Annotated in this window: 9 protein-coding genes; 2 read left to right on the top strand and 7 right to left on the bottom strand. The window is 49.1% G+C overall.

Annotated elements, in window-relative coordinates; translation table 11 throughout:
* Positions 1-39 precede the first annotated feature (39 nt).
* The 3 genes from EBB54_RS03205 to EBB54_RS03195 form a co-directional block, all read right to left on the bottom strand.
* A complete protein-coding gene (locus EBB54_RS03205) occupies positions 40-1,623 on the bottom strand; it encodes a GH39 family glycosyl hydrolase (protein ID WP_162307067.1) in 1,584 nt (527 codons plus the stop codon).
* Positions 1,624-1,753: 130 nt separating this feature from the next.
* Entirely contained in the window at positions 1,754-4,336 is a 2,583-nt protein-coding gene (locus EBB54_RS03200; protein ID WP_125126322.1) for an alpha-L-rhamnosidase, read from the bottom strand.
* Between the two features lie 116 nt (positions 4,337-4,452).
* Positions 4,453-5,853, bottom strand: a complete 1,401-nt coding sequence (locus tag EBB54_RS03195) for an MFS transporter (protein WP_125126321.1) — start codon at positions 5,851-5,853, stop codon at positions 4,453-4,455.
* 240 nt (positions 5,854-6,093) lie between these two features.
* Between EBB54_RS03195 and EBB54_RS03190 the strand changes: the two genes are divergently transcribed.
* Positions 6,094-7,197: an AraC family transcriptional regulator gene (locus EBB54_RS03190; protein WP_125126320.1), complete on the top strand. Its 1,104-nt coding sequence runs from the start codon at positions 6,094-6,096 to the stop codon at positions 7,195-7,197.
* A gap of 120 nt (positions 7,198-7,317) precedes the next feature.
* On the opposite strand, the gene EBB54_RS03185 is transcribed toward EBB54_RS03190, so the two are convergent.
* Genes EBB54_RS03185 through EBB54_RS03175 form a run of 3 tightly spaced genes read right to left on the bottom strand, consistent with a single transcriptional unit; the run spans position 7,318 to position 12,102 of the window.
* Complete coding sequence (locus EBB54_RS03185) at positions 7,318-8,424, bottom strand: alpha/beta hydrolase (RefSeq protein WP_125126319.1); 1,107 nt, start codon at positions 8,422-8,424, stop codon at positions 7,318-7,320.
* Positions 8,425-8,459: 35 nt separating this feature from the next.
* The gene (locus EBB54_RS03180; protein ID WP_125126318.1) at positions 8,460-9,818 is read right to left on the bottom strand and encodes an MATE family efflux transporter; all 1,359 of its coding nucleotides are present in this window, start codon (positions 9,816-9,818) and stop codon (positions 8,460-8,462) included.
* A gap of 13 nt (positions 9,819-9,831) precedes the next feature.
* Complete coding sequence (locus tag EBB54_RS03175; protein ID WP_125126317.1) at positions 9,832-12,102, bottom strand: beta-glucosidase family protein; 2,271 nt, start codon at positions 12,100-12,102, stop codon at positions 9,832-9,834.
* A 492-nt stretch (positions 12,103-12,594) separates the two neighbouring features.
* Between EBB54_RS03175 and EBB54_RS03170 the strand changes: the two genes are divergently transcribed.
* Entirely contained in the window at positions 12,595-13,125 is a 531-nt protein-coding gene (locus tag EBB54_RS03170) for an MFS transporter (protein ID WP_125126316.1), read from the top strand.
* Positions 13,126-13,232: 107 nt separating this feature from the next.
* Here EBB54_RS03170 and EBB54_RS03165 read toward each other — a convergent pair whose 3' ends face one another.
* A complete protein-coding gene (locus EBB54_RS03165) occupies positions 13,233-15,011 on the bottom strand; it encodes an AAA family ATPase (protein ID WP_125126315.1) in 1,779 nt (592 codons plus the stop codon).
* Between the last annotated feature and the right edge of the window lie 8 nt (positions 15,012-15,019).

The raw sequence follows: 15,019 nt of genomic DNA, 5'->3' as shown, positions 1-15,019 counted from the left end.
TAAAATCTATATTGTTATTACAACAGGCGTTCCCGTCATTTATAAGCAAACCGTAAAAAGGTAAATATCATTCACCCCCAGCTCTGCCTCCAGCACCAAGCGTCCCTCTTCATACCGATACACCACGGCTTCCTTTTCCACCTTTGTCCGGCTGATCAACGTTTTTTTATCTCCAGGCTTGAGATCCTCCGGGCTGCCCCACTCTTCCCAGACTTTCAGAGGATTCCCGTGCTCTTCGTCAATCCGCTCCTGAAATACGCTTTGGGGTTCCTGATCCAGCTCCACGCGAACCTTCGCTTTCTCTTTCGGCATGTCCAGATTTTTCATCTTCTGGCGGAATAACAGGATTTGCAGTTTTCCGTTTCCTGTAAATGCCGCCGCGCCGATCTCTTCATCTGTGGCGCCCTCTCCAAGCTCCAGCCTGCCGTCCTCCAGCTCCGCCAGCATTTTCAGCGCATAATACTGCGATTTCGGGACTCCGCTGTGGGTCATCAGGCCGAATCCTCCGTGAAATTCCTGCGGGAACTCCGAAAATTCCTCGAAGATATCCGAAAAACACCAAATGGAAGAGCCGTCAATGATTTTCTCTGTATCCAACGCTGCCTTCACAATGTATGCGGCCACTTTTCTTGTATCATTCGTATAAGCGGAAAAAATTGCATTTTCGTTCCACTCTGAATAGTATAGAGGAAGCCCTTCCGCCTGCTTCTTCACGATCGCCGCGTTCTGCCGGAATCCGTCCCCCGCAATATCCATCAATTCTGATTTGTCCGGCATCAATCTCCGCACCCCGTCCAGCACGCTTCCGTTTTCCAGGCCGTCAAACAGATGCTCCATTGCCTTAGCATCCGGAAGCTCCGCCTGCGGGTTTCCTTCCGCCTCCAGATCCTCCGATGCCTCTACCCCGCCGATGGGATCCCCGGCATACTGATGGCTGGATATAAAATCTACCGGTATCTGACGCTCTTTGCAAAAGGCCATAAAGCTTCCGATCCATTTACTCCCGGAAGCGGCCGGGCCGCCGACCCGGATCTTGTCATCGACTTCCTTAACCGCCCTTGCGGTAACCTCATACAGATGAAAATACTGCTCCTTCGTTCCCGCCCAGAATACAAACACATCCGGTTCATTCCATACCTCAAAGGGCCAGCACTCCACCTCTTCTGCCCCATAGCGGTCAATCAGATAGGACACAAATTTTTTGATAAAGTCCGCCCATTCTGCATCATCCCGAGGCGGCGCAATACAGCCTCCATAGTAAAATCCGCATTTTGCGTCTGACGATGCCAGATGTTTGGGCATAAACGACAGTTCCACATAGGGCTTCATGCCGCATGCGAGGATATTGTCATATACCATGCCGATCTTCCGAAATGACAACTGGGTAAGCTGTTCCGCGCCGGGCAGCGGCATCAGGTCGGAATATTTCATAAAGACCTGCATATCATCGTTAAAGATGCCGTGGAAACGCACACGCTCGATCCCCAGTTCTTCGTGAACCTGCTTTAGCTGCTCCAGATAATCCGCACGCAATGCCAGCGTTGCATGTCCGCTGCCTACACAATACTGCCAGTGCTTATTCAGCCTCTTTGTTTTCATTTCCTTTTTCAAATACAGTTCCATTTTCGTTTCCTCCATTTTTTGTAACCAATTTGCGAAGCAAATTGATTGCCTTCTTGCCCGCCATCTGTGAAGCAGATTTTAAATGCGGGCAATACCCGTATCATTTTTTCATACGATACTTTACACTACCTCATAAGAACGTATAACTCCCGGCCTCTATCACCCGCACATCATATCCGGGAATCCTGATCTGTGCTTCACACCCTGCAGGGATCTCCACCGTATAGACCGTCTTTCCGTCCTCTTTTTTCCATGCGCAGCACACCTTTCCGTACAGGCTTTGATATTCCAGTGACGCCTCTGTCAGGCTCCCTCCCGGAACCGGCGCGATCTCAAACCGGTTTTCCCCGGCGATCCGGATTCCGCCTACGGTATGAAAGATCCAGTCGCAGCATGCCCCGTTGGAGTAATGGTTCCTGGATGCGATGCCGTCCCAGCTCTCCCATATGGTGGTAGCCCCCTGCCCGATCTCATAGATCCAGCTCGGGTACTTTTCATTTTCCAGCATTTTATAAGCCGCTTCCGTGTCTCCCGATTGGGAAAGCATATTCAGTACAAACGGGGTAGACAAAAAACCGGTACCCACATGATATTTGCTCTCCTTCGCGATCCGCGACAGTCCCTCCTGCACATTTTTCAATGACCTTTCGTCCGTCAGCCCCAGCGCCAGGGGGCGCACATACTGACACATTCTTTTGGAATCCACCGTGTCATTTTTCATGAAATAATACTGGTATGCCGCCTTTACCTTTTCCGAGAGATCCCGGTATTTTTCCGCGTCCTCCTCTTTGCCCACCGCCTCTGCCATCTCTGCCATACATCGCAGGGAATATGCCAGATACGCGGTTGCCTCTTCATACTTAGGCAGCGTCACGTCCATGGACGTGCTTCCCGGTTCGTTCCACTCTCCGAAGTGGAAGCCTGTAGTTACAACATACTGCCTGTATTCACTCGGTTCCAGCTTCTTGTCCAGCTCCGAATCCGACGTATCCCCCATTCTGGAGACCATAAATTCCGCCAGCCGCTTCATGGGCTCATAACAATCCTGCAGCATCCTTGTATCGCCAAAATGCTTCCAATAGCGGTACGGGATCAGGATTCCCGCGTCCGTCCATCCGCTGGAGCCCTCCACGAACTCATTCATGCCGCCGTGCTCCGACCCTCTCGGAACAATGTTATAGACTTTCCCATCGGGCGCCTGGTCGTCGAATACATCCCGCATCCATTTCCTGAAAAACGCGGTAAAATCCATAAAATAGCATCCGGTATCAAAGAAGAGCTGCGCATCCCCAAGCCACGCGGCCCGCTCCCTTGTCGGGCAGTCGGTGGGCACATCCAGGAAATTCCCTTTCATGCTCCAAAGGGTATTTTCCACCAGTTTTTCTACATTTTTAGAGGAACAGCGGAATTTTGCGGTCACGTCCATGTCCGAATAGACCGCGATCGCCTGGAAATGCTCCGGCTTTACTTCCTCCGGCCAGTTCTCCAGCTTCACATACTGGAAGCCCTGGACGCAGAATTTCGGTTTCCAATATTCCCTCTCACTGCTCCCGCAGGTATAGACCATGGTCTGGAAACGGGTATCGTCGCAGCAGTCCGGTATAAAATCGGGGGTTGTGTCTTCTGTGATCAGGTTCTTGACCGTAAAATTGCCTTTCTCATCCAGCATCTCGCCCATCTGCATTTTGACCGTATGCCCTGCATGTCCCTGAACGGAAAATGCCATATAACCGGCGATATTCTGTCCGAAATCCAGTACGGTGCTTCCATCCGGAGTCACCAGTACCTGCGGCATCAGGGTCTCCTGTTCCAGGACCGGCACGCTGTTGGAGCAGCAGAGGATGGAATCCCACTCTGCCACTTTCGCGTTTCCGGAATAGGAAGGAAGCTTTCCTCCTTCCACCGTCTCCCCGTCTTTCATGTCATTGAACCGGACAGGGCCGTCGTTGGACCATGCAAACTCCGCGTCCGTCACAATGGTGCTTGTGGTTCCGTCTTTCTTTGTGATCTCCAATTGTCCGATTACACAGGACGTATCGCCGTAGACAGAGGAATATCCGAACACGCCCATTTTTCCCCGGAACCATCCGTCCCCCAGGGAAATGTCCCATGTATTTTTCCCGGATTTTAGTAATTGCGTCACATCATAGGTCTGATACTGGTTTCTTGTATCGTAGCAGGTCACTCCCGGGGTCAGTACCTGATCGCCCACCCTGGTTCCGTTCAGACAGGTCTCATAGATCCCGCATGCCGTGATATATAAGCGGGCGCTGGCTATATCGTCCGCATTTTCTTCAAATACTCTGCGGAACTCATCCGCCGGATACCGCTGCCCGGCTTTGGGCTCATAGTCCCCGGTGATCCATTCTGCCTTCCAGTCCGCTCTTTCCAGCAGCCCCATCTCAAATACCGCGGCTTCGCTCCACTCGCCGGCAGCATCCTCCTCATCCCAGACGCGGATCTGCCAGTATACCCGCTCCCTGCTCTGAAGCTTTCTTCCATATTCATGGTGCTGCATACTGGAAGAGGCCACTTTTCCGCTGCTCCATATCTCGCTGTCTGCCAATGCTGCCTCCGAGTGTGCTGCCCGGATCTCAAACGCAGTCTGCCTTTTGCCGTCCCCTTCCAGATTCCAGCCAAATCTCGGTTTCTCAATGTCGATTCCCAGTGGATTTTCCAGATATTCTGTTCTTAACTTTACGGCCTTTAACATGTTTTCCTCTCCTTATATACGAAGGGGCTATCTATTTCCCGACAGCCCCTGTTTTTTCTTACCTATCAGGGGCATAAATCGTTATTTCCCGACAGCCCCTTCTGAAATCCAAACGTTTATTTTTCTACTTCTTTTCCCTGCTCAGAAAGCATTGCCTCCCGCAGCTTCTGGTTCTCTTCTTTTACACGTATGGACTTAAATGTAAAGAACAGGACAAAACCAATGATTGCCGGAAGCAGGTTAAACATAAAATTAATCGCCACATGAGCCGATGCGGGCTGTACTGCCTGCGCGCCGTCATATTTGGCAAATCCCAGGATAAATCCCATAACCGCGGCGGAGATTCCCATCGCCACTTTATAGGTAAAGCCACTCAATGCGGAATAAATTGCTTCCGCCCGAATTCCGTTTTTCAGGTAACTGTAGTCCATGCACTGAATAATGATCTCTTTTTCCGTAAGGCTGTTACCTGTCAGAAGGAATCCTGCGAAGAAGCTGGTCACACACAACAGGATCACATTGCTTCCTACCAGGGACCGCAGCGCAAAACCAATCGCGCCTATCAAAAACGTATATCTCGTAAAAGCAACCTCCCCAATCTTGGATATGATCTTCGGATAGACCAGGAATAAGGGATACGACAAAAGAGACACCAGGCTGACCGTTGACATCAGTGTCAGATCCCCAAGATTTGTGGCGTAATAATAGGTTCCTGCACCATTGAACATTCCCATGGCAAACATTGCAACAAAATACTGTACGATATAAAGCATGATATACTTATTTTTTATGATTGCACGCCCATAATCCTTCAGGGAGAGCCTGCTGTCTTTTCCCTGTTCTTCTTTTATCACTCCAAGTTCAGCCAGTTCTTCCTCTGTATATTCCACACAGCAGAAAAATGTAATCGCCGTGGAAATACATCCGAGGATGGCAAATCCGATCCCAAGCGTCCTCCATCCGGCCGGGCTGTTATTCTTCGCGATCAGCAGGGGAAGGAGTACACTCACAGCGACAGAGGCCGTAGTTACACACAGGGAGGTAATGGTCAGCGTCTTGATACGCGCGTTGCCATTCACCGTTGTCCTCTTCAGCAATACGGCTTTACTGGTTCCGATCAGGGTGTTAAATACGGAACAGGTCAGGTTATATGTAATAAAGATCCATACCAGCTTCCCCACATCGGAAAACTGTGGGGGTGTTGAGAAGATCAAGAGCAGTGAGATCCAATAGAGGAACCCCACCAGCACGAACGGACGCGCTTTCCCCCATCGGGTTCTTGTCCGGTCGATCAGCGCCCCGGCCAGCAGGTCAGTCACACCGTCAAATACACGTGAAAACGCCAGAACCATACCAATCGACGCCGCGGACAGGAATAAACTGTCTGTGGCGAAATACGTCACGTAGGATACCAGCAGCGAGCCCAATGTATTGGTGCCGTCCTGCAGCGCGTATCCAATCGCATTCTTTGGGCTGAATTTTTGAGCCCGTTCCTGTAATGATAGTTGATTTTTCATGTAGCTTACATTCCTTTCTTTCTTTTGTTAATATATAGTTTATATTTTTTTCTCTTTTTTTGAATCTCTGGTATATTCCAATGCATATCAATTATGAATAAATCAGATTTTTCCTTATCTCCCATGAAACAGGTTGTACTTTTTCTTATTTGGGGCTATACTAAAGGTGGTGATACTGAGCGCCGGATCAATCGGCCGTGGATATAGTAATAGCGAAAACGACAGACGAGGAGAGAGGATATGGAAATACTTGATCCCAGACAGACTTACAACATTCTGCAGAATCTGAGCAATCTGGAAATTTCTTATATGGAATATTCCAAATCCCCAAAGGATTTTGTAAAATATGAGAGCTATCTGGAATATTTTAATAATTATGTCATTAAGAGCAAGAACCTGCACCGGTTCTACTTTCCGACCAAATTATCCCCGGAAATGCTCCCCTCCCAGAAGATCAGCGATCTGGATGAGATCCGGGATATCTATACGATTGCCCCCGGGTATGACTTTTGTGTATCAAAACATTTTAATTTTCCAAGCAGGCTGCGGCATAAGTGCAATTATTACACACTGGTCTATCTGTTTGAGGGAAGCGGAACACTGATCCTGGACGAGAACACATTCCCTCTGCGGGCCGGGGACTTTTACCTTGTTCCTCCCGGTGTGTATTATGCGATCCAGACCAGCCCCGAAAGCCTTTGCATCTATATGGATCTCAGGCAGTCCTTTGTTGCCGCGGAATATAAAAATATTTTTCATGAAGATCCGCTCATAACCAATTTTATTACGCATACATTCGCGTCAGAGCATCACATGACTTACCTTGCCGTCCATACAGGCGGAAATGAGATGATCCAGACGCTTGTACTCGCCATTTTTACGGAGTATATCAATCAGGATAAATACAGCAAAAATACGATGAAAAATTTTCTTTCCCTCCTGTTCGCACTGATCCTGCGCAGTGATAAAACAACCATGGACGCTTCCGTAAAAACCACAAGGCTTGACCAGCAGTATCAGCAGATCATCGATTATCTGAAACAGAATTATCAGACCGCGGATTTATCTTCCCTTTCTGACCAAATCCATTTCAGCAAGCAGTATATCTGCAAGATCGTAAAGAAAAAAACCGGAGATACGTTTCACGCTTTGCTCATGAAGATCCGCCTGGAAATGGTGGAACAGTATCTGCGGGAATCCGATCTGGTGATGGAGGATATCGCGTATTTATGCGGATTTACCGCACCCTCGCACCTAAGCCGGGTGTTTAAAAACCATTATGGAATATCGCCTTCCGCTTATCGGAAGGAACATAAGACGCATTTTTCAGAAAAGATCAGGTGAACATGGAGCCATGTCCACCTGGTTTCTTTTTGCGGCTAACGCAATACTCACGGCAGATTTCATCGGCCGTGAGCATCACATGTATACGTCCACAGGCTAATCCCGCAGCTATGTTTCCGGTCATATAGACGCGATTTCTTTCGCCATTTCCAATATGACATCTTCCGTCTGCGGGTAGTATCCCAGATGATCCAGAAACGCATGCCCCATTCCTTTATAACGTATGATCCGTGTTTCTACGCCGTTATCGCGTAAAAGCTTGCCAAAGTATTCGCCCTGAAGCCGCAGTCCGTCAAATTCCGCTACCATGATCATCGTTTTGCAAATCCCCTGAAAAGATTCTGCCAGCATCGGGCTCACATAGGGATCTGAAAATTCATCTTCGGTATTTACATATTTGATCAGTGAATTTTGAATTACTTCCTCTCCCTTTTTCATCGGCCTTCCCAGAATCAGCCCCGGTTCCAGCATCGGGCGCTGCTCCTCGCTCATTTCATACTCATCTAAGGACCATTCAAACCCGCGGATTCCTGTGTTGACCGCCGTGACGACCGGATAGATCAATATCTGCCGGCCTATCATATGAGTTCCCAGATCCCGGTCTTTTAGCACAGTTGCAGCTGCAACATTGCCGCCTGCGCTGTCTCCGCCGATCCCTATTTTCTTCGGATCAATGCCATATTCATCCGGATTTTCAAAAATATGTCTCAATACACCGTACGCATCGTCCAGGGCCGCAGGGAATCTGTGCTCCGGCGCGAGAGAATAGTCCACATTAAATACGACGCATCCGGCCTTTTCCGCCAAAAGCCTCATTGGATTTTCCACCACAAACGGGGAGCCGGCGATCCAGGAACCTCCATGGAGGAAGATACATGCCGGGCGTTTTTTCTGCCCGATCGGACGGCGCGGATAATAGATCCAGACCGGAATTTTCCTGTCTTCCACGTGGACTTCGATATAGCGGGTGAGCATTTCTACGGTATTCAGGTTTAAGTTCGGCGCTCCGGTGCTGTCCCTCATGTTCCGGATCGAATCCTCATTGGGAAGGGCGGATTCCTGCTGCCGGGACATCAGCTCCATGATCCTTGCCAGTACCCTTGCATCGATCACGCCCTGCGTGTCATCATCCGGAATCGGTTTTATTTCCACCTGTGTGCCGTATGCGCTTCCCATATAAGATTCATTCTGCAGGATTTCTACTAATTTATTATCATACATTTTCATTATTTACTTCCTTTCTACTTTCCAAAAGTCTGACTCTATTTATCGGAAGATTCCGCCGATACTTTTCTCCACGTCACAATAAACAGAACAATGGTAACGGCAACCGATATAAAATCCGCAACCGGCTCCGCCCGGTAGACCCCCACGACTCCCATAAAGCGCGGAAAGAGAATCGCCAGGGGGATCAAAAGCACAATTTTTCTCAGCAGCGCAATGATCAGAGACACCTTCGCCTGCCCCAGCGCCAGAAACGCGGTCTGGCATCCCATCTGTATGCCGAAAATCGTGATCCCAAGGAAATAAACAGGCATATACTGGCAGGTCAGCGCCGTCAGCTGTTCATTGCTGCTGAATAACCCGGCATAAAATTCCGGCTTTAAGACCGCAATCCCCGCAAGGAAAAGTGTTGCGCCCAGACACACCAGGACCATACGTACAAACGTATCCTTCACCCGCTTTAAGTTGCCTGCGCCGTAATTATAACTCATGATCGGCTGTACGCCCTGGGAGATCCCCTGCACAGGGATCACGATGAACTGCATCACACTGGACATGATGGACATGGTGCCCACATACAGATCCCCGCCATATTTCTGCAATCCGGTATTCAGCGCGATCATGACCAGGCTCTCGGTGCTCTGCATGATAAACGGCGAAATTCCCAGCGACGCGATTCCCATAACGGTTTCTTTTTCAAAACGGATATATTTCCTCCTGATCTGGATCACGCTTTTCGGCGAGACCAGAAAATGAATCACCCATGCCGCGCTTAACGCCTGGGAAATGATCGTCGCCAGGGCGGCGCCCCTGACTCCCATATTCAGCCCGAATATGAAGATCGGATCCAGAATGATATTGACCACAGCGCCGAGCAGTACGGACAGCATGGCGACCTTCGGATTGCCCTGTCCGCTGATATAGGTATTGAGCCCCAGCGCAAACTGCACAAAAACAGTACCTGCCAGATAAATGGTGATATACTGCCGCGCATAGACAATGGTATTGTCACTGGCCCCGAAGGCATACAGCACCGGGGTCTTAAAGATCTGAAAAAAAACAGTCAGCACCACGGAAAACAACAGCAGCATGGCAACGCTGCTTCCTAATATTTTTTCCGCTTTATCATAATTTTTCTTCCCAAGCTGTATGGAAGCCTGAGGGGCGCCTCCCATTCCCGCAAACGCGCTGAATGCGGAGATCACCATCAGGATCGGGGCGGTAACGCCTACTCCTGTCAGCGCAAGCTCTCCATAGCCTGCAATATGCCCGATATAAATCCTGTCCACAATGTTGTAGAGCACATTAATCACCTGGGCAGCCACCGCCGGCAGCGCCATACTGACCATCAGTTTCCCCAGGGGCGCGCTGCCCAGCCTTTCATCATTTTTTTCCATTTTTCCACCACCTTCAATCCATGAAACCCGTTTCAAAGACAGAGGCATAAAATCCTCTTCTATTCCCTTCTATCCTTCCGGAATCCAGGATTCTGAATTTTCCTGTCAGCCGGATATCATCCGAGGATGCCCCTGCATACACCTTCATCTCACCGGCCTCCACAAACCACTCCATCTGTTGATCCAGATATGCAAACTGATCCGCTTTCATCCGGAATTCCACCGTCTTTGTTTCCCCGGCTTTTAAAAAGATCCTGTCACATCCGGCAAACTCCCGGTTTGGCCGGAGCATTTCCGTCAGAACGTCCTCGATATAAATCTGTACCACTTCTTCTCCGTCCCAATCGCTTACATTTGTGATATTCAAAGAAACCTCTATCTCCCCGTCACAGGGAGCCCCGTCCGTAATATGCAGATCAGAATATACGAAGGATGAGTAGCTCAGGCCATGGCCGAAGGGATACAATGGTTCTACACAATCCTCTACATATTTGCACAGTGACATTTTACTCCGGACTGCCGGATAGGCATTCCCTGTTTTTTGTCCTGCATAGACCGGGATCTGTCCCGCGTTTCTGGCTGCTGTCACCGGCAGCCTTCCCGCCGGGTTATAGTCGCCGAAGATCACGTTCGCAACCGCCTGTCCGCCGGTCAGTCCTATGCCTGCGCTGTCGATCCCTTCCCCAACGGTGCAGCTGCCGTCCCATCCATATTTTCCGCCTGCTGTCACGATTGCAACCTCTGCCTCCTTTGCCGCCTGGATTGCCGGGGCAAATCCGCTTCTGTCATATCCGGCATATTCGCAGCCTTTTTCATATGTGACCTCCGAATCTGCCAGTTTTTCTTTGATACAGGAAAGGATCGTGGGCGTTGTCTGTCCGTACATTCCTGCCAAAGCCTGTCCGACGATCTCTGGCTCCCGCAGTACATTACTGCCCTCGTATGTATCGGCCCGTTCCACCGTATCTGCCTTTTTCGCGGCTTCCTCCATACCGGCCATCTCTGACAGCGCTCCGCTTAATCCCATATCCACCGCGGCAGGCAGCGTATAGCATCCAAAGAGCAGCCGGGGACTGTCTGCATGCGGGCCGATCACAGCCACCTTCTTTTTTTGTTTATCCAGCGGCAGGATACCCTCATTTTTTAACATTACGATGGATTCCCTTGCTGCCTGAAGGCTTCTCCTTTCGTGCTCCTGGGAATAAAATGCGTTCCTGACCATTTCCGGATCTAATGGGTATGGATTTTCAAAAAGTCCCAGTTTAAACTTCAATTCCAATACCCTCAATACTGCCCTGTCAATATAAGCTCCATCCAGCTTTCCGGACTCGACCCACTTCAGCAGTTCTTCTGTATATCCCACCGGCATCGGACATTCCACATCCAGACCGGCCTTTAAAGCCTTGACTCCCGCCTCTGTCATATCCTCTGTGATACGATGTGAGACCAGTTTGTCAATGGAATGATAATCGGATACCACCGCGCCGTCAAATTTCATCTCATCCCGCAGGAGGCTCGTCAGGATTTTTTCTGATCCTATGACGAGCTCATGATCCAAAGTGCCATAGGAATTCATAACGGACATCAATCCAGCCTCGGAAATGGCTGCCTGGAACGGCTTCGCATATTCTTCCCGGATATCGCGTTCCGTGATCGGATTGCTCGACATGTTCAGGCCACCATCGCCATAGCTGTATCCCAAAAAATGCTTGCCGGTCGCCGCGACCTCTTTTTCACTGTCTTTTCCCTGCAGCCCTTTTGTAAATGCCACGCTCATCATGGCGCATAAAGCCGGGTCTTCCCCATAGGTTTCTCCGATTCTTCCCCACCTGGGGTCCCTTCCCAGATCCATGACCGGGGATAATGCCTGGCGGTATCCTGCGGCGCGCATCTGTTGTGAAATGGTATCCGTCATCGCCTCCACTGCCGCAGGATGGAATGTCGCCCCAAGCCCAATTGCTGACGGAAATACCATAGCCCCGGGGAGCACTGCTCCGGACAATGCCTCTGCATGCAGAATCGGCGGAATGCCAAAGCGGCTATTCTCTATCACATGGTGGATGATCTTTCGATTTACTTCCGCCGTTTTCGCAGGATCTTCCGCGGCTGACTGCACCATGATCTCGCCTATCCCATATTTTTTGTCTGCTAATTCGGACATTCCTTCTGTATCCATGACCATAACACATTGCAGCTGTGCCAGTTTTTCCTCCCAGGTCATCCTGCCCAATAAGTCCTTTGCCCTTACCTCCGGCGCTTTTTCAGTATTTTTAAAGTCGTCCATTCTATCTTCTCCTTTTTCCTGTCTTAAAAGTTTTCTGGAAATTAAAGTTATTATATACGATTTTTATTTTTAACAGAATAAACGACATATCCAATTACTTGTTATCTATAAACTATACAGGCTTATTTTATCTGTAGTGAAATAACAATTTTTGTTGACTATATCTTTCGTCTGATGAAAAATGTAAGCGAAAGCCTTACAGGACGGGTCGGCATTGTGAATTTCCCTCATCTACTTTTCGTTTTTGTTTTTTTGATTATGACACTGCTTGGAATCTTTTGTTAAGCAGTCCTCAACAAAAATTATCCTGCCGCCAGCAGCGATTTTCCTGTACAACAGCAAACACGGGCAGGAAATCATTAAATTTAAAATTTTATCCCATTCATCGCCGGGCAATATGACCCATACGGATATCAAGCTTTTCTTCTGCCTGCAGGGGGAAATGCAGATCACCTGCGGGGACAGATCAGTTATCTGAAAAAAGAAGGCATTATGATCGTAAACGCAAGGGACAAGCACTCGTATCTCATAAAAAAGATTCTTTCGGCGCGGTATTTTATCCTTGTTCCGGCCAATAACGCGGTCTTTCTGGTGGGTGTCAGCATGATCATCGGATTCACCAGCTCAGGCGCAAACGTTTGTACCGGGATGCTTTCCGACTGTATCGAATACGGCGACTGGAAATATGGAATCCGTGAGGAAGGCCTCACTTACTCCTTCATGAGTTTCGGCGTAAAGCTGGCCTCGGCCCTGACCGGTTCTATCGGCGTGCTTCTTCTGGCCGCAGTAGGATATGTGGCAGGCGCAGACCAGACCGAGGCCACTAAGATGGGGATCAATGCCATCGTAAACCTGCTCCCGGCGCTCTGCGTGGTCGTATGTACGATTCCGCTGTTCTGGTATCATCTCGATAAAAAAAAATGGATCAGATTCGAATTGATCTGGATGAGAGAAATGCGGCAAAGAACTGACAAACGGATTTCTGCATCTGTGATCCGTATGGATCTATATCATTCATTTTAAAGAGGCTGTGAAAAAACAGCCCCTTTTCTGTTTTTATTTACAAAGTGCTTGAGGTTAAGTCTCTTTACAGGAAAAAAATCCAGCTGTGCGGTTGGAGTATCCAAAGATCATCCGATCAAAACTTTTTTCCCTTCGAACGCAAACCCATATTTTCGGATTTGCTCCGGCGGGATTCCTTTCGCTTCCAGATCCGCGGCATAGTGCATCCGGTCGATCTGCTCTAATGCTTCTGCCGCGGCGTCCTCCAGAGTCTGCTTCTTTCTTGCACTGCAAACCTTAAATTCGATAATCACCGCATCATCCGAAGACCGGAGAGGCTCCAGCATCACATCGTATCTTCCGAAGCCGCTCTCACGGTTGGATGTGATCCTGTACCTGTCTGCCAGGTCAACGATCAGTCCAAGCACAAAGCCATGGTAAAACCTTTCCGGCTCGGCATCCTCGGAAGAATATCTGCCGGTATCGAAGTAACTGAAGGAAGCGGATGCCACCCGGTTGATATAGGTATTCATGGCATCCACATCCCCCAGCAGAAGCGCTTTGATAAACGTGTTATATGCGGAGGCAGAAGCGGGCTGCCTGAACCATTCGGCCACCATCCGCCTGAACATCGCAGTTACTTCCCAATTGGTCAGCTTTAATTCGCATTCCGGGTATCCGCTGTCAGAAAACTCAAACTCCTCTACCCGCAGATATCCGCTTGCCAGCAGCAGGCTCCAGACCGCATTTTCATCGGCATCCAGCATACTGAATACGACCTGCTCATCAATCTGTGCATGAAGCAGCCTGCCGGAAAGCAGATCCTCCATGGCGATCTTTAAATCCGGGCTCCCTTCCCGGATCAGCTTCCCCACCAGGCCATTGCTGCTGGTGTTTGCCCAGTATGGAGAGAAACGGCGTTTGTCCAGATAATTGATGATAGACCAGGGATTGTAGATGTCTGACTTGTTACCAAAGGTAAAGCCGTCATACCAGTGCCGCACCTGTTCCCTCTGCTCATACAGACCGTATTCTTTCAGGGCTTCCCATACCTCCTCCTGCGTGAAACCGAAGGAATCCTCGTATTTTTCGGAAGTCGTAGTCACTACCTCTAAATTGTTCAGATCAGAAAAAACAGATTCCTTGCTGACCCGCGTGATCCCCGTCATCAACGCCCGTTCCAGATAAGGGTTAGACTTAAATGTAGAATGGAACAGATTTCTCATAAAAGAAATCAGCTCATCCCAATATCCGCCCACATAGGCTTCCTGCATGGGCGTGTCGTATTCATCCAAAAGAATGATGACCTTTTTTCCGTAATAGCGCATCAGATAATCGGAAAGATTGGACAGCGCTTCGGATGCGAGATAATCTTCCATGTCAGCATTTACTTCATGGTAAATGCTTTTTTCCTTCTCATTTAATAATCCGCTTTCCAGCAAAAAATCATATCGATTATATAGATTAGTAATAAGCTGGCAGATCTTCTTCCTTGCATTCTGAAAGGATCTTTCTTTCACCTTTGCAAAACTTAAGAAGATCACCGGCCAGGTTCCCTGCAGCCTCCGGTACGTTTCCTCTTCCCAGATCGCAAGCCCATGGAACAAACTGTTTCTATCGGTATGGGGCAGATCTGCTTCGGAGTCGGAATCCATCCGGATGGCCGTCCCGTCCGCCCCGCCGGGGTGTGACGCAAGCAAGGATCTCTGGGTATATTCTACAGAGAAGAAATGCTCCACCATACTCAGGTTCAGCGTTTTCCCGAAACGTCTGGGGCGGGTGATCAAGGTGACATCATCATCGTTTTCCCACCATTCTTTAATAAACTTTGTTTTGTCCACATAAAAATTATTCTTTCTGATCAATTTTTCAAAATCCTGGTGACCGATCCCAACTGTCCTGGACATAAATGCAC

This window comes from Schaedlerella arabinosiphila (assembly GCF_003885045.1).
In the GTDB taxonomy this organism is placed as follows: Bacteria; Bacillota; Clostridia; order Lachnospirales; family Lachnospiraceae; genus Schaedlerella; species Schaedlerella arabinosiphila.
The sequence above is the reverse complement of the archived record's forward strand: the minus strand, read 5'-3'. Positions and strand labels throughout refer to the sequence as shown.